Here is a 20764-nt window from a genome sequence, read left to right as displayed (position 1 = left end):
GTGCCTTGTTGAATTATTCCATAAGCCTAGAATATTTTCTTATCTTGTAATATCATTTTAAGCGAGCAATTATGGATTATATACGTACAAAGAAGGAAGATCATATTCTGCATATTTTGTTGGATCGGGGTCGGTCTAATGCAATGGACATAAATGTGGTAGAGGAGCTGATTCGGACGTTGCAGGAGGCGGATGTGGATCCCTCGGTCGAGGGGATTGTATTGTCTGGTAAGGAAGGTTTCTTTTCTTCTGGGTTAGATCTGATTACGTTGTTTGAGTATGATGAAGGGCAGATGCGGGCGTTTTGGATGAGATTTATGGAGCTTATTAAGGTGTTCGTTGCTTTTGGGAAACCGTCGGTAGCCGCTATTACAGGGCATAGCCCGGCAGGCGGATGTGTGATGGCTTTGTGCTGTGATTATAGAGTGATGATAGAAGGGGATTATATTTTGGGACTGAATGAGGTTCCTGTAGGTATAGTTGTTCCGGAGGCTATATTTACGCTTTACAGTTTTTGGATAGGACGAGGGGCCGCTTATCGGAGCTTGTTGGAAGGGCGTCTGTTCAAGCCGGAAGAAGCGCGTCAGGTGGGGCTGGTTGATGAAGTTGTCCCGTTTGACCGCGTGCAGACTGCTGCAATAAGACGATTGAAGTCGGTGATGCAGTTTGAAAAGAATGCCTGGAGGACAACGAAACTGAATTTAAGGGGAGAGCTTATTCGTGCAATGGAGCAAGGGGAAGAAGTTGCGATAGAGCAGGTGCTGGAACAATGGTGGAAACCAAGTACAAGAGGGATTCTAAAAACAATTATTGACAATCTCACGCAAAAGAAGTAGACGGAATTATAGAACCGACAAAATGTATATATCATGATAAAAGGTGCATTAAAAGAGGATGCCCTCCGGGGAAAGACTATTGTGGTGACGGGAGGAGGAACCGGGCTCGGTAAAGCAATGTCTAGTTATTTTTCGGAATTAGGAGCTAATCTAGTGATAGCTAGCCGAAAGATAGATGTGTTGGAAGAAACCGCACGGGAAATAGAGAATAAAACGGGCAATCAGGTATTGGCATTAGCTTGTGATATTCGTGAGATCAGTCAAGTAGAACAATTATTAGAGCGTAGTATCTCGAGGTTTGGGCAGGTCGATATACTGGTCAATAATGCTGCCGGTAATTTTATCTCACCTACAGAGCGGCTTTCTGCAAATGCATTCTCGACGGTGATTGATATTGTGTTGAAGGGGACTGCTAATTGTACGCTGACATTTGGGAAATATTGGATTGCTCAGAAGATCCCTGCAAGTGTGCTGAATATCGTGACAACTTACGCTTTTACGGGGTCAGGTTATGTGGTGCCCTCTGCTGTCGCTAAGGGTGGGGTGTTGACGATGACTAGGTCGCTGGCCGCTGAATGGGGGAAATATAATATTCGTCATAACGCAATAGCGCCGGGGCCATTTCCAACAAAAGGGGCCTGGGATAGGCTACTTCCTGGCGAATTGGCAGGGAAGTTTGATTTTAAGAACCGGGTTCCATTAAAAAGGGTGGGAGATCACCAAGAATTGGCTAACTTGGCCGCATTTTTGGTGTCAGACTTTGCGGGTTATATAAACGGTGAAGTGGTTACGATAGATGGGGGTGAGTGGCTACAAGGAGCTGGACAGATGAACGGTATGGAGGCCGTGCCAGAAGAGATGTGGGATATGATCGAAAGTACAATTAGAAAGAATAATAAGTAATTTATGTATAGATTTTCGGCTGTTGTGGTGTTGTTTGTTTTGTTTTTTGCTTCCTGCGGACAGGGAAACAAGAAACAGGAAGAGGAAAAAAAAGATAGTGTCGAGCAGGTTCAGCCTGTGACGGTAGAAGAGAGAAATGAGCTTTCTGAGGTAATAACAAGATTTGTACGAGCTTACGAGAATAAGGATGGGAGCAAATTGAATAAGCTTATTCATCCAGAATTAGGCTTTACTGTGATATATCGACCAGGAGCCTCAGATACTTTTGTAAAAGTGGATAGTATAGACTTTACTAAAGCTATCCCGGAGTATTATCCCTATCCCGGTATCAAAAATGGATATGCATTGACTTTTGAAAAGCTACCGGAGTTTGACTGTGGTACAGAGAAGTGGACTAAGCTAGGTTTTTTCTGTGATACAACGTCGCACCCTAATCAATTGTCAAATATTGTCGCTTTTGAAAAAGAATTTGATCAACATTTATTTTCAGAAGATCAGTTGGAAAAACTGGAAAAAAATGAAGCGGAAAGTTTTCGCGTCATTGTAACCTCGGAGGTGCCTCTTGTGTTTCATGTGCAGCGGTATAAAGGGGCTTGGTATGTGACGGTTTTGGATCGTGCGTATGCAGGGTGTGATGCTTAGTTTTGTGTGCCGTATAAATAGAAGATTTTAGAAAAATAATATATAATGGTTTTTGATAAAGAGACGCAGAGTCGCATTGATAGTTGGACATCGGCAGAATATGATAAGGATACGGTTGCTGAGGTACAGCGGCTGATTGATAGTGGAGCGGAAACGGAGTTGGTGGATTCCTTCTATAAGAATTTGGAGTTTGGAACGGGTGGATTGCGTGGGATAATGGGGGTAGGATCCAACCGGATGAACAAGTATACGATTGGGAAGGCGACACAGGGACTTGCAAATTATCTAAAAAAAGAGTTCTTAGGTCAACAGATAAAGGTAGCCGTATCTTATGATAGTAGAAATAACTCGCAGGTTTTTGGTCATTTGGTGGCCGATGTTTTTTCTGCTAATGGTATCCATGTTTTTCTATTTGATGAACTAAGGCCTACGCCAGTATTGTCTTATGCGGTACGGTACTATGGTTGTCAGGGAGGAGTTATGTTGACGGCCTCTCATAATCCTAAAGAATATAACGGTTATAAGGCTTATTGGAATGATGGGGGGCAGCTCGTTGCTCCACATGATAAGAATGTAATTGCTGAAGTTGATGCCATACATTCTGTTTCAGATATAAAATTTGAACGTCGTAGTGAAAATATCACTTTGGTGGGTTCTGAATTTGACGACTTGTATATAGGGGCAAACACCCAGTTGAGTATACACCCGGAGGCTGTAAAAGAGAATCAGGGATTGAAAATTGTGTATTCGTCCATCCATGGGACGGGAGTGACTATCGTGCCGAAGATGTTGAGCGCTTGGGGCTTCAATAATGTGCATATTGTCGAGGAGCAAGCGAAACCGGACGGAAATTTTCCAACGGTCGTATATCCGAATCCGGAGGAGGAAGAGGCTATGTCTATCGCAATGCGAAAAGGAGAGGAGCTGGATGCGGATGTGGTGATGGCTACTGATCCTGACGCGGATAGAGTTGGGGTAGCTGTGAAAAATCCTCAGGGAACGTTTCAGTTGTTGAACGGAAATCAAATTGGCAGTCTATTGGTTTACTATGTGCTGTCGTCCAAGAAGGATAAAGCGGAGTTGAAAGAGAATGATTATAGTGTAAAGACTATTGTGACCACAAACCTAATCCGCGAGATCAGTGATAGTTTTGGTGTTAAATGCTATGAGACACTGACTGGTTTCAAGTTTATCGGTGAGGTGATGACACGATTGGTCGGCAAAGAAAACTATCTGGTGGGCGGAGAGGAGAGTTATGGCTTTTTGATAGGAGATTTGGTGCGAGATAAGGATGCGGTCAACTCTTGTGCGTTTATTGCAGAAATGACGGCTTATTTTAAAGGGAAGGGGAAATCTCTGTTTGATGTGCTGATCGATCTATATATTGCGTATGGGTTTTACCAGGAAAAACTAATTTCACTAACGAAGAAAGGAAAAGCGGGAGCAGAGGAGATAAAGCAAATGATGGTGGACCTGAGGGAGAATGCACCGGAGTCGCTAGGGGGAATTGCTGTTAAGGAGATCCGGGACTATGAAAGATTAGAAGCCTATGATGTCTTAACAGGAACTAGGTCACGAATTGATCTGCCAAAATCAGACGTTCTTCAGTTTGTAACGGTTGATGGAGATGTAATATCTGCTCGACCATCAGGAACAGAGCCCAAGATCAAGTTCTATTGTTCGGTGAAAGAGGTGTTGCCAGATCGGACATCTTTTTCTGCAGTGTCTGAAGCATTAGAAAATAAGGTGTTACGTATAATGGCTGATATTGTAAAGGGCTAGAGATGGAGAAGTGGAAGCTATTGGAGTCGAAATATATTATACAGAGGCCTTGGGCTACATTGCGTGTGGATAAGTTGGAGTTGCCAAATGGGAATGTTAAGGACGAATACTATGTCTTAGAATATCCTACTTGGGTCAATATGATAGGGATTACAGTGGAGGGAAATATTTTGTTTGTACGGCAATATAGACATGGTGCTGATGAGATTCTGCTGGAGCTGCCTGCTGGAGTTGTTGAGGAAGGAGAAGCTCCTAAAGATGCCGCGGTGAGGGAGATGCTAGAAGAGACGGGTTATGAGTTTGATCGAGTGGAGGAAGTTTGTAAGTTGTACGCTAATCCTGCTACGAGCGGTAATCTGACCTATACCTATCTATTAAAGGGGGGAAGGAAGGTGCAAGAGCAGGAATTGGATGATTCTGAAGATATTGAGGTGGTTGAAATGACTGTAGAGGAGGCTAAGGAATATCTGTTTGAAAATAAAATTGGGCAGGCATTGCATAGCGCCGCGTTGTTCTATACCTTGCGAAAACTGAACTTGCTATAATGCGAGTTCAGTTTTTGTCAAATGCTTTTTTAGGCTATTGTGCGGAGGTGTTAAGTGTTTGCCGAATAATTAGCTGTATTTTCTTAACTTTGCCAAATGGCAAGAGAGATATTCGAAACAAAGCGGAAGGCGTTAAAGATTAACCTAGATGCAGCTATCTATGGTACATTTGCAGAAATTGGTGCGGGTCAAGAAGTAGCCCGCAATTTTTTTGAAGCCGGAGCCGCTTCTGGTACTATCGCTAAAACCATGTCTGCATATGATATGGCGTTTAGTGATGCGATATATGGCGTTGAGGAGTCCGGTCGATATGTGAGCCGCGAGCGCCTGACGAAGATGTTATCGCATGAATTCAGCTTGCTGACAGAGCGACTACATACTGAAAAATACGAAAATAAGCGTTTCTTTGCTTTCGCAGATACGGTTACTACCCTTAATTTTACCAAAACAAATGAACCACACGGTTGGTTGGGTATTCGTTTTCAACATGAAATAGATGGGCCTACGAACGATATTGTTATTCATGTGAGATTGTTGGATAGTGATAACCGTTTGCAGTCGAAGGTCTTGGGTATATTGGGGGTTAATTTAGTTTTTGCCGCTTATTATTATTCACAGGATCCTCAGGTAATGATAGAGTCGCTGGTTGATAATCTGTCGGTTGGCTCTGTGGAAATTGATTTGGTGAAGGTAAGTGGGCCTGTGTTTGAAAATGCAAACGAGCGTCTCTTGAACTTATATCTTATTGCTAAGGGGTTTGCGAATGCTGCGATATTTAGGCCAGATGGTAAAGCCGCCCAGATCAAGGATTTTTTATATAAAAAGGATATAATTGTCTTACGGACAAAGTATAGACAGAAGTCATTGCCAAACTTTGACCTGTTTAATCTTGCCGTAGAGCAGTTCCGGAAAAATACAGCAGCAGATCCTGAAAATACGGTGGTGCTTATTGAAGTGTTGATGGGAAATGTGTTGGATGAAGATCTCGATTTGACAGGAGAAGATTTGCAATATTTTGCGCAACGGGCTGAAGAACTCTGTTCCACAGGAAACAACATTATGGTCTCGAATTTCAGGCGGAACAATCATTTGGCCGAGTTTGTCAAGACTTTTAAGCCAAGAAATGTGGGGATAGCAACCAACGTTTCGAATTTGCGTAATATATTCAACTCAGATAATTACAATAAGGAAAACTATACGAACGAACTACTCTCTTATATCTCGGGCATGTTCAGTAAGAATGTGAAGTTATATGCTTATCCTTATCTGAATAAGAAGGAGAATAAGATTGTAACTACTAAAAATCTGAAAGTATCGGAAGAAGCCAAGCCTTTGTATGATTTTCTGATTCAGAATCATTATATTATTGATATCGAAAATTACGACGAAAAGTACGTTAAAACGGTGTAAAGGACATATTGTCTTTGATCGGGTTTATTGCGCATTGTCAAATGTTCGCTATAATTTGTATTTGGATTTCTGCTTTTTTCAAAAAGATGTAACTTGGATGTTTAAGGGATAATATTTTCTAAATACATGAAGGCAACCTATATCGATTACAAGGACACGAATAGTTTTTCTAAAACATTACTTGGGTATCTGGCGGGAGACGAAGGTCTTGATCCTTTTTACGGTAATAAACCGGATATGGAAGGTTTTGAGGCGCAAATCAAACTCAAATCTTCTTTTGCCCACAGAAAGGTGTTGGTTGAGGTTCTCTTGCAGCAATATGAGGGATTGCTTGAAGGGGCTGGAGAAGTGAAACAGAATATCGATTTGCTTGCCAAGGATAGTACTTTTACGGTAACTACGGGGCATCAGCTCAATATTTTTACTGGGCCTCTGTATTTTATATTTAAAATTGCATCCGCTATCCGGTTAGCAAAGGATTTGAAGGAGCGATTTCCAGAGAAGGATTTTGTTCCTGTGTATTGGATGGCGACGGAGGATCATGATTTTGAAGAAATAAACAATACCCGTGTATATGGCAAGAAGATAACTTGGGATGTGCCTAAGGTCTCCGGAACAGGTCGTATGGACACAAGTTCTATGGCCGATGTGGTAAAGGAGTACTGTGGAATGTTGGGGTTGTCTGAAAATTCGGCGCGTTTGGTGCAGATCGTTGAGGAGGCTTATTTGCGAGGTCGGAATCTGGCTAACGCTACACGTGTCTTGGTGCATGAGTTGTTTAAAGCTTATGGCTTGGTTATTTTGGATGCAGATTGTGTCGCGCTAAAGCGTCTGTATGCTCCAATTATTGCTGAAGATATTTTACAAGAGAAAAGCTATGGGGCTATTTCTAAGACTTCCTCCTTATTGGAATCGAAGGGCTATACGGCTCAGGTGTACGCGCGTCCCTGTAACTTTTTTTACTTAACGGATGAGTTTAGGGAGCGTATCGAGAAAACTGCGTCTGGCGATTTTGAGGTGTTGCATCAAGGACTTTATTTTACACCAAAGCAACTGGAAGAAGAGATTGAAGTGCACCCCGAACGATTCAGTCCAAATGTTGTAATGCGCCCTCTGTACCAAGAGGTGGTTTTGCCTAATCTTGCTTATATAGGAGGAGGTGCTGAGATTGTCTATTGGCTTCAACTAAAAGCGAACTTTGATCAATATGGTGTTCCTTTTCCTATTCTCGTGCCTCGGAACTCAGCTCTGATTACGGAAGATAATGTCGTTGGAAAAATCTACAGATTGAACCTTACATTTAAAAGTGTTTTTAAGTCTACTACTGCACTTCAAAATGAATATGTAAGAAGACATACAACGCATCGGCTACACCTTAAAGATGAATGGATGGAGCTGAATGCAATTTTTGGAAAGATTAAGCTCCGTGCACATAAAATAGACCCTAGTTTGGGACCTAGTACCGATGCTGTCAAAGCTCGTTTAAAAAAGGCTATTAATAATCTGGAAAAAAAGTTGTTGAAGGCCGATAAAAGGAACCATCAGGATGCTTTGCTACAGATTGAACGGGTTAAAGAAAAGTTGTTCCCTGGAGGTGGACTGCAAGAACGTACTGAAAATTTTGCAGTTTTATATGTCAAATATGGTGATGATTTAATAGCTGATTTGATCAAACATTTTGACCCACTAGCATTCAAGTTTACGATTTTGTATTGATCGTGTATTTCTTCGGAGAACTTTCTTGAGTAAGGTGTCTGTAAAGAGATTAATAGTCTGCCAGTTTCGTTGACTATTTTTTATGGAAACACTTTGTTTTTTATTCAATGCCTAATGATTAGAGCAATCGATTGATGTATTTATAAAAGTGAGTGCTTATAGGTCTACCCTTAAAAAGTCTTATAAAAAGCGTATCTTTGCACATCGAAAAACAAACCGTTTGTGCGTATAAATAAATTGTTTGTCAAAGAGTTAATTACATATAGTCCTTGCAATTATCAAGCAAATGAGTAACGTATATTACCAAGAAAAATTCCAGGACCGTCACAATGGTCCTCGTGCTGCACAGGTAGAAGAAATGTTGGGTTTCTTAGGTGTAGGTTCATTAGATGAGTTGATTGAACAAACCGTTCCTGCTCAAATTCGTTCAAAAAAAGCATTAAACCTTCCTAACGCTTTGGGTGAAGTTGCGTACTTGGAGAAAGTAGCGCAGATTGCTGAAAAGAACAAAGTGTTCAAATCTTATATCGGTCAGGGTTACTATGATGTGATTTTGCCAGGTGTAATTCAGCGTAACGTTTTCGAAAATCCAGGATGGTATACGCAATACACGCCGTACCAAGCTGAAATCGCACAGGGACGTCTTCAGGCTTTGCTTAACTTTCAGACTGTAATCTCAGATTTTACAGGATTGGAAATCGCGAATGCATCATTGTTGGATGAAGCAACTGCGGCTGCTGAGGGAATGTTTATGTTGTACAGTGCACGTAAGAATAAGGATGCAAAGGCATTTTTAGTTTCTCCAAATGTGTATCCACAAACTTTGGACGTGTTACAAACTCGTGCAGTACCATTCGGTGTAGAGATACGCATTGCAGAAATCAATGAGTCTAACCTTGCTGATGATGTATTCGCTGCTTTCGTTCAATATCCAGCAGCAGATGGAACTGTGGCAGATTATAAGAATTTTACAGCGGCAGCTCATGCTAAGAATATTACGGTATGTGTGGCGGCTGATTTAATGTCTTTAGCACTATTGACGCCTCCGGGCGAATGGGGAGCTGATGTTGTCGTAGGTAACTCTCAGCGTTTTGGTGTACCTATGGGCTTCGGCGGTCCGCATGCGGCTTTTTTCGCAACGAAAGATGCCTATAAACGGAATATTCCAGGTCGTATCATCGGTGTGACGTCTGACTCAAACGGTGAGTATGCGCTTCGTATGGCTTTACAGACTCGTGAGCAACACATACGTCGTGATAAAGCATCCTCTAATATTTGTACGGCACAAGCTTTACTGGCTATTATGGCGTCGTTTTATGCGGTGTACCATGGGCCACAAGGTATCAAGAATATTGCTTCTCGTATTAATGACCTAACAAAGTTGGCGGATAAAGCAATCCAGTCATTGGGTTATGAGCAAATGAATAAAACTTATTTTGATACGCTACGTTTCAATGTAGGTAATGAAGTTGATGGGTTGAAATCAGAGGCGGTGAACCACGAATTGAATTTCTACTACAACGAAGGTGTTGTCGGTATCTCTATCGATGAGACGACTACATTTGCTGATATACAGACTATTGTCAAAGTATTTGCAAAAGTAAAAGGAAAACATCAAAGTGATGTTGAACTGGAAAGTCTTGTAGATTCTTTATCAAGTTCTATCCCTTCGGACTTAGAGCGTGTTTCGAGTTATTTGACACACCCTATTTTTAATAGCTACCGTTCGGAGCATGAGATGTTACGTTATATTAAATCGTTGGAAGCAAAAGATTTGTCTCTTTGTCATTCGATGATTCCACTGGGATCGTGTACGATGAAGCTGAACGCGACAACAGAGATGGTTCCGGTTACTTGGGCTCGTTTTGGCGGTCTGCATCCTTTCGCTCCAGCTGATCAAACTTCAGGCTATATGCAGTTGATCAATGAGTTGAATGATTGGTTGAGCGAGATTACAGGTTTTGCAAAAATGTCTTTCCAGTCGAACTCTGGTGCTCAAGGAGAATATGCGGGTCTGATGGTTATCGATGCTTATCAAAAAAGCAGAGGTGAAGGACACCGTAATATCTGTTTGATTCCTGCTTCGGCACACGGTACCAACCCTGCGTCTGCTTCAATGGCGGGACTGAAGGTTGTTGTAGTTAAAACCGACGAAAGAGGAAATATTGATGTAGCAGATCTGAAGGCAAAGGCCGAGGAACATGCTGCAAACCTTAATTCATTAATGGTTACTTATCCATCTACGCACGGGGTATTTGAAGAGACAATCATTGAGATCTGTAATATCATTCATGAAAATGGAGGTCAGGTGTATATGGATGGTGCAAATATGAATGCTCAGGTAGGTCTTACTAGCCCGGGATTGATCGGTGCCGATGTGTGTCACTTGAATTTACATAAAACGTTCTGTATTCCTCATGGTGGAGGTGGTCCAGGTATGGGGCCAATTGGTGTGGCTGCGCATTTAGTACCATTCTTACCGAACCATAAAGTAGTTGAGGTTTCTGGACCGGAAGGTATTTCTGCGGTTTCTGCAGCGCCATTCGGTTCGGCATCTATTCTTCTGATTTCCCATGGCTATATTGCTATGATGGGTAGTGAGGGATTGACTACGGCAACAAAAACGGCAATCTTAAATGCAAACTATATTAAAGCGCGTCTTGAAGGTCATTATCCAGTATTATATGCTGGTGCTAATGGACGTTGTGCGCACGAGATGATTTTGGATTGTCGTGGCTTTAAGAATGTTGGCATTGAAGTCGCTGATATTGCAAAACGTTTGATGGACTATGGTTTCCACGCGCCAACAGTATCATTCCCTGTAGCGGGTACATTAATGGTAGAGCCTACAGAGTCCGAGTCTAAACCTGAATTAGATAGATTCTGTGATGCTTTGATTGCTATTCGTCAGGAAATTGCTGCGGTAGAAGCAGGTGAGGTTGATCAGACAGATAATGTTTTGAAGAATGCGCCACATACTGCTGCTGTTGTAATCGATGATGAGTGGAATAGGTCTTATTCGCGTCAGACAGCGGCTTACCCGCTTCCTTATTTGAAAGCAAATAAATTCTGGCCTTCAGTAGGACGTGTAAATGAGTCACAAGGAGATAGAACGTTAATCTGCTCTTGTCCTTCTATTGAAGAATACGCAGAAGCGTAGTCTAGTTTTTTAGAAATAGTTATGAGCCGCACCATTTATGGTGCGGCTTTTTTGTTATATGGCTGTTATGGTTTTAATAGAGCTTGTCTTTTTTTTGGTAGCATGGCAACTAATTGTAAAATGATGGATTTCGTGATTTTGTAGCCGAATGACTACCAAATATTATTGTGTTTTTACAATAACATATTTATATCTGTAAATCAAGTAGTTGAAAGTCTACAAAATGAAACGTTTTGCTGTGCGCTATGCCGTAACTATCTGTAATCGAGTGCTACTTTTGTATCCGTTACAGATGGTATGCTATGCAATTAAGCTGGTCGTCTGTTACAGTACCTCTAGATTGGGAAACTATGACTATTAAAAATTTTGCATTTACCAGTATCTTATTCTTTCTTGTTCTTACAGCCAATGCGCAACAGAAATTATCTGATGGGACTGGGGATAATTCTTTGACTGTTAATCAAAATGCTATTCTTGAACTCGCAAGTAAAAATAAGGGATTACTTCACACGAGAGTTGCTTTGGAAGCCACGGGAAAGCCAACTCCTATGAATACGCATGTAGCAGGTATTATGGTGTACAACACCGAGACACGCAATGATGTTGTTCCCGGTATTTATTATAATGACGGCAAGAGGTGGATATTGGCATCCGGAGGAAAGGCCACGAGTATTTCTTACAATCCTACAACCTATGAGATTTCATTTATAGATGAAACTGGAGCTCCAGTTACTATCGATTTCAAAGCAGTGGTGAAGAAAAATGAAACTGTTACCACTCTTGTTGCTGTGGGCAAGGGAGTCTACGAGTATACATCAGAGAATGGTACAAAGACAATTATTAATGTTCCTGCTGATGTGATTAATAACTTTGAAACTATTGTTAAGGAGGAAAATGTAAAGAATGAGATTGTTAATCTTATTAAAAATATCGGTGGTAATGTATATTACGACGGTAACAAGTTTACGTATGTAACGACTACTGGTGAGGTTAAGGAGATTACGATTAAGGAGATTGTAGCGGCTAATGAGACCTTGACAGTACTTAGTTATAATCAGGTAACTAATGCTCTTACTTATAAGGATGAGAAAGGTAAGGAAGAGATTATCAACTTAAATATTGGAACCATAGTTTATGATTCTGGAACGAATACGATTACTTATGTTGATGGTAACGGAAGGTCTACGCCATTAGTGTTGAACGAAACTAGTTTGGTGTATGATGACGTTACTAAAGTATTGACGTATAAAGATTCTAGAGGGAAGACCAATACGATTGACTTGGCCGCTTTGGTTGTTGGACATGAGACGGAGACTACTTTAGTAAAAGGTATGGATGGTACTTATACTTATACGAACGAGAGGAGTAAAACTACTATCGTCGATATTCCTGCTGAGGTAATCAATAACTTTCAGAAAATCGTTAAAGAAGAGGTCACTGTTGATGGACGTAAGTTCAATACGGTAGAGGAGTATATCACTTACCTAACGGAATCTAAAGGTGGTTTTACAAAGATTGTTTATGATCAGACTACAGGTGATGTAATATTCCAAGAGTGGGATGCTACTACGAGTAAATGGGTAAATGTCGATAATTCTAAGTTTGAGACTATTGTAAGAGCTAACGAGACTGTTACGAACTTGGGCTACGATCCGGCTACGGGTATCGCTACCTATACCAATGAGGAGGGTACTCCGCAGACACTTGATCTTAAAGGTATCGTTAAGAACTTTGAGACACTTACTACAGTTTCAGTTGATAATACAGCGGGTACATTGACCTATGTTGATGAGAAGGGGGAAAAGACTGTTCTGAAGCTTGGCGATTTTGTCAAGTCTAATGAGACTGTTACGAACTTGGGCTACGATCCGGCTACGGGTATCGCTACCTATACCAATGAGGAGGGTACTCCGCAGACACTTGATCTTAAAGGTATCGTTAAGAACTTTGAGACACTTACTACAGTTTCAGTTGATAATACAGCGGGTACATTGACCTATGTTGATGAGAAGGGGGAAAAGACTGTTCTGAAGCTTGGCGATTTTGTCAAGTCTAATGAGACTGTTACGAACTTGGGCTACGATCCGGCTACGGGTATCGCTACTTATACCAATGAGGAGGGTACTCCGCAGACACTTGATCTTAAAGGTATCGTTAAGAACTTTGAGACACTTACTACAGTTTCAGTTGATAATACAGCGGGTACATTGACTTATGTTGATGAGAAGGGAGCTGAGACAGTTTTGAAGCTTGGTGATTTTGTCAAGGCACAGGAGACCTTAACCGTTTTGGGTTATGATAAGGCAACGAACACGCTTAGCTATAAAGATGAGAAAGGGGTTTTAAATACGATTGAATTGGGTACAGGAGTTATTTCCTACGATGAGAAAACAAACACTATCACCTATACTGACGCTAAGGGTGTTTCGACTCCTTTGGTTTTGAATGAGACAAGCTTGGTTTATAATGATAAAACCAATGTGTTGACTTATACGAATTCTAAAGGCACGCCACAAACGGTCGATCTAGGAGCACTGGTGTCAACAAATACTACTAACGAACTAAAATTACAAGGAAGCTCATTGACCAGTACAGTGAATGGAAAGTCATCTACTGTAACATTGACAGAAGAAAGCTTGACTTCTACAAAAGGTGTGACTTCAACAAGCATTGCCGTAGGAAACGGTGGTGGGTCAACATTAAAAGATGTTACCTTAGAAATCAAACCAGGTGAAAATGGTCAAGTCATGGTGACAAAAGGTGATAAATCCACATGGGTTAATCAATCTGAAATAGTTCCAACGACTACGCATACTTTAGTTAAAAAAGCTAATACAAATGGAAACACAGTTATTTCTAAAGTGAATGATGTCTCAGCTGAGATTGACTTGGTAGATAACGTAGCTAATTCTTTGACTGCGGATAATAAACTAATTACTACAGTGAATGGTAAATCGGGGGGAGGAATAGACTTAACTCCTGCTATTCAATCTGGACAAAAAACAGTAACACTTACCAATGGTGTTAATACTGCGGTAACTCAAAATGTCGTAGCAAATAATACGGAGTATAAAGTAAATGTATCTGATGACGCGATTCAAGCCGCTCAAAAAACTGCTGTTGTAGCTGCGGGAAGTGGTGTGACAGTCGATAAAGTGAGTGATGGAAATGTTACAACTTATACTGTGAATGCGAATCCTGCAAGCATAGCGCTAGGAGGTGATGTGACAGGAAATGCGGATAATACAACGATATCTAAAATACAAGGTAAAGTCGTAGAGGCGACTAACCCTGTAGCAGGTAATGTCTTGGTGTTTGAGAATGGAAAATGGGTGACTAAAACTCCGACAGTGGATGTAACAAACGTAACAAGTGGAAAGGCTCTCTCTTCAACAGATTTAGATTTATCGGGAGAATCTAATACAGCTCTTTTAAAAGCTGTAACGGCCAATATTAAAACGGGTGCGGTTACTTCCGATAAAATTTTGGACGGTACAATTAAACCTATCGATATTGCGGATGCAGGGGCTAATCAAGTCTTAGTAACAGGAGCCAATAGTAAACCAACTTGGATAGATCAATCAGCATTGGGTAATACTGTGACGGCTGATAATGGGTTGACGAAAACTACGAATAATATTCAGCTAGGAGGTAAGTTACTTAAGGAGACAACGATTACTCAGGAAGGTAAAAAGCTAGAAATTGCTACTGCAGCAAGCCAATTTGTAATATCTGGATTGGATAAGAAAAAGGTGCAGGCAACCGATAAAAATGCAGGAATAACAGATCGTCTGTTGGCTGTAGGAAATGATAATGTCGTGAAGGCTTTGAAAGCTGCAATGCCAAAATTTTTCTATATGCCATCTATTATTATTCCGACATCTCTGGAGCAACTTAATGCCCCGGGCGCGGGTAAGGTGACAGGAGACGCATTTAATAATGGTACTGGAACATTAAATCTTTATGGACGTTATGTCGCTCAGTTTGGAACAACAGGGACGGTTCTTCAACCAAGTAGTCCTGGAGCGCCAGTATTACCCGTATTGCCAGCCGGAGAATTACATTATTATGTAACTTGGTTTGATCAGACTGTTTTTGAGACGGTAGCTATCGATGCAAATGGAGTAATGACTTATAAAGTGAAAAGCGGGGCTGATATTACAGTAGGGTCTTTTATGAATATTATATTTGCTGTAAAAGAAGATCCAGCCAATTAGTAATAAAGAGATGAATATATTTCAATATAGAAAAAGTTTCGTTAAGGTCTTTGTCCCGTTTTTGATAGGTCTGTTTTCGCTATTACTTAATACAGCGCAGGCTCAGTTTACAATTACTGAGAACTTTAGAGGCCAGGTGGGACCAGATATCAAGATCGGGGATGATGCACGTCTGACATCAGGAGTGAGTGATCCTGTCGGAGCAGGATGGTTGCGACTCACAACGGATGATCAGGATCGTAAAGGCTATGCTTATATCAATCGTACTTTTCCTTCAACACTAGGGCTCTTAGTCGATTTTGAGTATAAAATGTGGAGGACTAAAGATGGTCGCAGTGGGCTTAATCAAGGAGGAGATGGTTTCTCTATATATTTATTCGATGGAAGTACATCGGAGGCCGATTTTAAATTAGGTGGTTACGGAGGATCTTTGGGCTACGCGAGAAATGCCGAAGGGACACCTGCGTTGCCAGGATTGAAAAATGGTTACTTAGGTATCGGTTTCGATGCTTTTGGTAATTTTGTTAATAAAAATTCTCCCCAAAAATTTACAGGTTCTAATGGTTCTATTCCCAATTCTATTGTAGTTCGAGGAAGGACAACAGCGGCAAATGATAAAACCTCTAATGCGTATCTGAAAGGTATTACTATTTCTGGTTCTGGGAAGGGAACTATTAGTAATATTCCTGCAGGTGCTGAAGCAAGTAGTTTTAGCAGCAATGCATGGCAAAATCATATAGACTATAATAAGTCTACAGGAACATCGTCAGGATCGTACCCTACTTCAAGACCGTCTGATGGCGTTTATTATCGTCGGGTACAATTGGAGGTAATTCCAACGGCAGGACGGACATACCTTATTACACTTCGTTGGATGAGGGAAGGGGATACATCCTTCACAGAATTAATGAGCTATACGACTACAGATGTGCCTCCTGATATTCTGAAAGTGGGTTTCGCAGCCTCTACAGGATGGGCGGTAAACTATCATGAAATTCGAAATCTAGTCGTAACGACCCCGGGCAATCTAAGAGTTTCGAAATTAGCCGATAAGGATGTTTTACGGACTGTAACCGCAGGAAAAGCGAACGAGGTTACTTATACCATCGAGGTAAATAACGATACGGATGCAAGGTTGACAAATGTAGACTTTAAAGATCGTATTACAGATGGGGTGGGTAATTTGGTTGGACGGGATATGTTCGTTATTGATGAGATTAAGCACTCCGGTTTTTTGTCAGGAACAGCTCTTCCCACTACTTCGAATACCAACGAGTTTACTGGGACATTAAATATGGCAGCAAAGACCATTGGAAGGATTACTGTGAAAGGACGCCTTTTAAAAGTTCCTGTAGGTAATGTGTTGGTTAATAGCGCTACAGCTTTACCTACCGATATTACGGATGAGGATTTAGAGAACAATACGTCGGTTGTTCAAATTCCAGTTATTGCAGAGGGAGTAGATTTGGTCGTTTCTAAAGCAGTGGATGAAGCTTGTTTGAACCCTGCTGCGGGTAATACATTTACGGTTACGTTAGCTAATATGGGGAATGGTAGCATTCAATATGGGGGTGCGTCTGTAACAGGAAGCCCAGGGAATACCCCAAGGTCTTATACCGCAAATCGTTTGGAGCTCTCGGAAATTGTTCCGCCAGGTGCAACGATTATGTCGTCTACAGTTCCAGACGGATGGGAGTTGGTAGGTACCAAACCCAATACACCAAATGCGGGTTATACCACTTATGTTTATCAAACGAAGTTTACTCCTCCTACCTCTGGAAGTACAACTCCCAGTTCTAATACACTTGAATCAGGAAGTACTTTACCTGCCTTTACTTTTAAGTTAAAAGCTAATACTTCTTATACAAATGAAGTGCAGGTTAGGTTGGTTCAAGAAAATGGTACTTTGACTTATTCAGGGAGGACTTGGACTATTAAGAAAAATAATGATGAAACCTCTACTCTAGAACCTTTGGAAAATAGGGGAAATAATTCTGCAAAGGCTTCGGTGTTGCTTACGCCTGGGCTCCCTCTAGTTCAGAAGAAGATGATTTATTATTGTCAAGGAGAGATTGCGGTACCATTGCAGGCAACCGCGACTAGTTCCGATTTTAAGGTTGTTTGGTATTCTAGCTTAGGAGGTGTGCCTTTGAACAACGCTCCAACACCAATCACTACAAACCCTGGCACAACACGTTATTACGTGTCACAGACCAATGGTTCGTGCGAAAGCGGACAGGTAGAAGTTGATGTGATTGTTTTAGCTACTCCTATAGGCGGTAAGATATCTGGAGACCAAGAGTTGTGTGGAGGAGTCGCTCCAAATAAAATCGCTTCTAATGAGGTGGGCAGTGCTCCTAATTGGCCTGCAGGAACTAAAATCACGTATAGGTGGGAAAAGCTTTCCCCTGTGAATGGCGCTGTTTGGTCAACAATTGCGGGAGCGAATGCCGCAGAGTATACACCGATGGCAGAGAATACAGTTGGAGTCTGGAAATACCGACGTGTTACTGTTCCTGATTTTACAGAAAAAAAGCCAGCTTGTGAAACAGCATCCAATGAGGTGTCGATTACCGTTAAGAACTGTCTGATAATAAGTAATCCTATGCTTCGTAGCAGGGCTCGAAAATAAGAATTAACATGAAGAAAATACTTTTTCTCTCTCTATATATGGTGCTTTCTTGGGTAAAGCTTTCTGCTCAACAAGAAGAAGGTAGTTTCCTCTCTGATAATGGGAGGAATGTTCTGACAGAAAAGCAGTTTGATGCCATATATGCGGAATCACTATTTATTGGACCTCAAGCCGAATGGATAATCGATGGACAGATCGATCTTTATGTTAAGAATATATGGATCGCACCGACAGCCAAAATCAGTGGCTCTGGTGTAATCAATATACATAACCCCCGGACAAATCCATTTTATACGGGGTGGAGTGATCAGCCAACCTATATCGACGCCAACAACGGAAACTATATCGATGTACGTATCGTACTGATGAATGATAATGGGCTGCATCTGAAAAGTATATCGGGACAGGATTACGAAGACGCCTCCTATCCTAAGGATGAAAAAGCGGCAGCGTTACGATTGTCCAAATCAATAGATTTGCGTGTCAATGGGGCGAATGTATTCCTGAATGGCAATGACTTTGAGTTAGATGTGAATGCACAAATCTTGAGTTACGGCGCGCAGCGTATGGTTGTTACGAATAATTCCGTGTCGGGACACTTGATCAAAAACTTTGGTGACCGTACGTCAGGTTTCGTATTCCCTGTGGGTAAGGAAGAGCGTGACTATACACCAGCTCGATTGACTCCTTCACTGAATAAGAGTAAAGTTTACGTCTCGGTTACGGATTACCTAGCTTCGGGCATACAATTCAATGACGAACGCATTGGTATGGATCGGATATGGAGTATCTATGCCGACAAAGGGATGAAGATGGATTACACGTTGATACACAATGTGTCATCCAATGGAATAGCCTATGTGGACCCTGAAGCACAGATTGTGCAAGATGCCGATGGAGGAAACTGGATCGGTAATGTAACTACATTCAATGAAGAGACAGGTCCAGGAGGTGTAGTTGCACAGGCAATTCATACACGTAAAGACATCATGACTCGGGCATCGAAGACTTTGTCGGGAACCTGGTTTACAAAATTTGCAAATGCACCTCCCAAAGCAGTTGATGATTATGTGACATTGGAGTTTGGCAAGGAAAAGGAAATCAATGTATTGGAAAATGATATTCCGGGATCTTCGGCTATCGTAACCAACAGTGTTATAGTGGTGTTGCCTCCGGCAAATGGAACTGTACGTGTGGTTAATGGTGCAATAATCTATACGCCAAATTCTGGGTTTATTGGAACAGATGAGTTTGAGTATGAGATCACGGATGAAAACGGTTTGACCGCGAAGGCCCGCGTGTATGTGACGGTCGCTCCGCGCGAACTCTTCATACCGAATGTCTTTACACCGAATGGGGATGGTAAAAATGATCGTTTTGAGATTGTTGGTATTGAAGCCTACGATCGTATTGACTTGATTATTGTTAATAGATGGGGGAATGAAGTCTACAAGAACTCAAACTACAAGAATGAGTGGGATGGACAGGGTTTGAATGAAGGGACATACTTCTACATTATAACCGCAGTAAAAGGGAATGATATAAGAGTGTTCAAAGGAAATGTTTTGATAAAAAGGGGATAAAATAGGTTAAGATGAAAAAGATACTTTCAATTCTGGGGTTTAATCTGGTATTTGCCTTACAAACATTCGCGCAACAAAATATACAATTCACCCAGTATATATTTAATTCTCTTTCTGTTAATCCAGCTTATGCGGGATATAAAGAAGAGTGGTTTGGACAGGTGGGGCTAAGAAGCCAATGGTCAGGCTGGACGGGGGCACCTAAGACAGGAACAATTTCTCTTGATGGGGTTCTAGATCCGGAAAGTCGCCGACATGGCGTGGGACTGCAGGTGACGGGCGATCAGCTCGGCGCTCAAGGTGCGACAAGTATTTACGCCAACTACGCATTAAGGTTACAGTTGGATCGTGCCGATGAGCATCGTTTATCCTTAGGGGTAGCCGGAGGCGTGACACAGTATAGTTTGGATGGGAATAAATTGGAGTATGTAGATGATGGAGATGGGGTTATCCCCCCAGGAAAAATATCAACTTGGAAGCCTGATATCCGGCTAGGTGTATATTATAACAACAGTAAATGGTATGCAGGGGTGGCTGTTCAGGATCTTTTTGCAGGAAGTAACAGTGGAGAGGATTTTCAGTTTAATCAAAACTCTTTAGAAAGTCTCTACCGCAAGGTTCATGGATACTTTATAGCAGGAGCTCTTTTTGAATTAGATCCAGGATTGTTATTACGGCCCAGTATTTTGATAAAAGAAGACTTTAAAGGGCCTACATCGTTGGATTTGAATGCAATGTTTATCTTTAATGACAAGTTTTGGATAGGAGGAGGGTATCGGACCCGTGCCCGGATCTTTGACCGTAAATATAATCAAGCCTCTGGAAATAAGCTGAGCTCATTAAACTCACTGAGTGGTATCGTGCAGTTCTATGTTAATCCCAAATTTCGTGTAGGATATTCTTATGACCATATGCTTAACCGCATGAGCGGGTTGCAGAATGGTACACATGAGTTGACTTTGGGAATTACTTTCGGAGGGCAGTTGCGCAAACAGATACTAAGCCCACGATATTTTTAAAATACCTGATCTGGTATGAGGTCTTGTTTGACAGGATTACAAGGATTTAGGTGCGATATTGATAGTATATACAATTATTTAGAGTTTTGAAATACGACAAACATATCAAAGAAGGAGCGGTGCGCGATATTATGGAAGGACGGCTTCTTATCGATGAGGCGATGGAGAAGTATGGAATACTATCGTCAGTAACGATTAAAAAGTGGCTTAAGGAGGCTTTGGCTAAATAGAGGGGCGTGAAGCGTTTGAATAAATAACACCTAATTTTTCTAACTATCCCTAATTGTAAGTATAAAAGGGTTAAGAAAAAGTATCATAT

Annotated in this window: 13 protein-coding genes; all 13 read left to right on the top strand. The window is 41.4% G+C overall.

Annotated features, from left to right (window positions below):
* Positions 1-71 precede the first annotated feature (71 nt).
* The 13 genes from JKG64_RS18740 (at position 72) to JKG64_RS18680 (ending at position 20675) form a co-directional block, all read left to right on the top strand.
* Positions 72-836, top strand: a complete 765-nt coding sequence (locus JKG64_RS18740; RefSeq protein ID WP_210355785.1) for an enoyl-CoA hydratase/isomerase family protein — start codon at positions 72-74, stop codon at positions 834-836.
* A 33-nt stretch (positions 837-869) separates the two neighbouring features.
* Complete coding sequence (locus tag JKG64_RS18735) at positions 870-1739, top strand: SDR family oxidoreductase (protein WP_210355784.1); 870 nt, start codon at positions 870-872, stop codon at positions 1737-1739.
* A 3-nt stretch (positions 1740-1742) separates the two neighbouring features.
* On the top strand, positions 1743-2381 hold the full coding sequence (locus tag JKG64_RS18730) for a hypothetical protein (RefSeq protein WP_210355783.1): 639 nt from the start codon (positions 1743-1745) through the stop codon (positions 2379-2381).
* Between the two features lie 45 nt (positions 2382-2426).
* Positions 2427-4163: a phospho-sugar mutase gene (locus JKG64_RS18725; protein ID WP_210355782.1), complete on the top strand. Its 1737-nt coding sequence runs from the start codon at positions 2427-2429 to the stop codon at positions 4161-4163.
* Between the two features lie 2 nt (positions 4164-4165).
* Positions 4166-4708 carry an NUDIX hydrolase gene (locus JKG64_RS18720; protein WP_210355781.1) on the top strand — a complete coding sequence of 181 codons (543 nt, stop codon included), beginning with the start codon at positions 4166-4168 and terminating at the stop codon, positions 4706-4708.
* A 96-nt stretch (positions 4709-4804) separates the two neighbouring features.
* Positions 4805-6118 carry a nicotinamide mononucleotide adenylyltransferase gene (locus JKG64_RS18715; protein ID WP_210355780.1) on the top strand — a complete coding sequence of 438 codons (1314 nt, stop codon included), beginning with the start codon at positions 4805-4807 and terminating at the stop codon, positions 6116-6118.
* A 126-nt stretch (positions 6119-6244) separates the two neighbouring features.
* Positions 6245-7834 (top strand): bacillithiol biosynthesis cysteine-adding enzyme BshC, encoded by a 1590-nt coding sequence (gene bshC, locus JKG64_RS18710; RefSeq protein ID WP_210355779.1) that lies wholly within the window; start codon positions 6245-6247, stop codon positions 7832-7834.
* A gap of 286 nt (positions 7835-8120) precedes the next feature.
* A complete protein-coding gene (gcvP, locus tag JKG64_RS18705) occupies positions 8121-10994 on the top strand; it encodes an aminomethyl-transferring glycine dehydrogenase (protein ID WP_210355778.1) in 2874 nt (957 codons plus the stop codon).
* A 350-nt stretch (positions 10995-11344) separates the two neighbouring features.
* On the top strand, positions 11345-15211 hold the full coding sequence (locus JKG64_RS18700; protein WP_210355777.1) for a hypothetical protein: 3867 nt from the start codon (positions 11345-11347) through the stop codon (positions 15209-15211).
* Between the two features lie 10 nt (positions 15212-15221).
* The gene (locus JKG64_RS18695; RefSeq protein WP_210355776.1) at positions 15222-17843 is read left to right on the top strand and encodes an L-type lectin family protein; all 2622 of its coding nucleotides are present in this window, start codon (positions 15222-15224) and stop codon (positions 17841-17843) included.
* An 8-nt stretch (positions 17844-17851) separates the two neighbouring features.
* On the top strand, positions 17852-19426 hold the full coding sequence (locus JKG64_RS18690) for a T9SS type B sorting domain-containing protein (protein WP_210355775.1): 1575 nt from the start codon (positions 17852-17854) through the stop codon (positions 19424-19426).
* A gap of 11 nt (positions 19427-19437) precedes the next feature.
* Positions 19438-20445 (top strand): PorP/SprF family type IX secretion system membrane protein, encoded by a 1008-nt coding sequence (locus JKG64_RS18685; RefSeq protein ID WP_210355774.1) that lies wholly within the window; start codon positions 19438-19440, stop codon positions 20443-20445.
* An 86-nt stretch (positions 20446-20531) separates the two neighbouring features.
* Complete coding sequence (locus tag JKG64_RS18680; RefSeq protein WP_210355773.1) at positions 20532-20675, top strand: hypothetical protein; 144 nt, start codon at positions 20532-20534, stop codon at positions 20673-20675.
* Positions 20676-20764 lie beyond the last annotated feature (89 nt).

The organism is Sphingobacterium tabacisoli, from assembly GCF_017908035.1.
Classification (GTDB): Bacteria; Bacteroidota; Bacteroidia; order Sphingobacteriales; family Sphingobacteriaceae; genus Sphingobacterium; species Sphingobacterium tabacisoli.
Note: the sequence above shows the minus strand (reverse complement) of the source record. Positions and strands in the feature narration are given on the sequence as shown.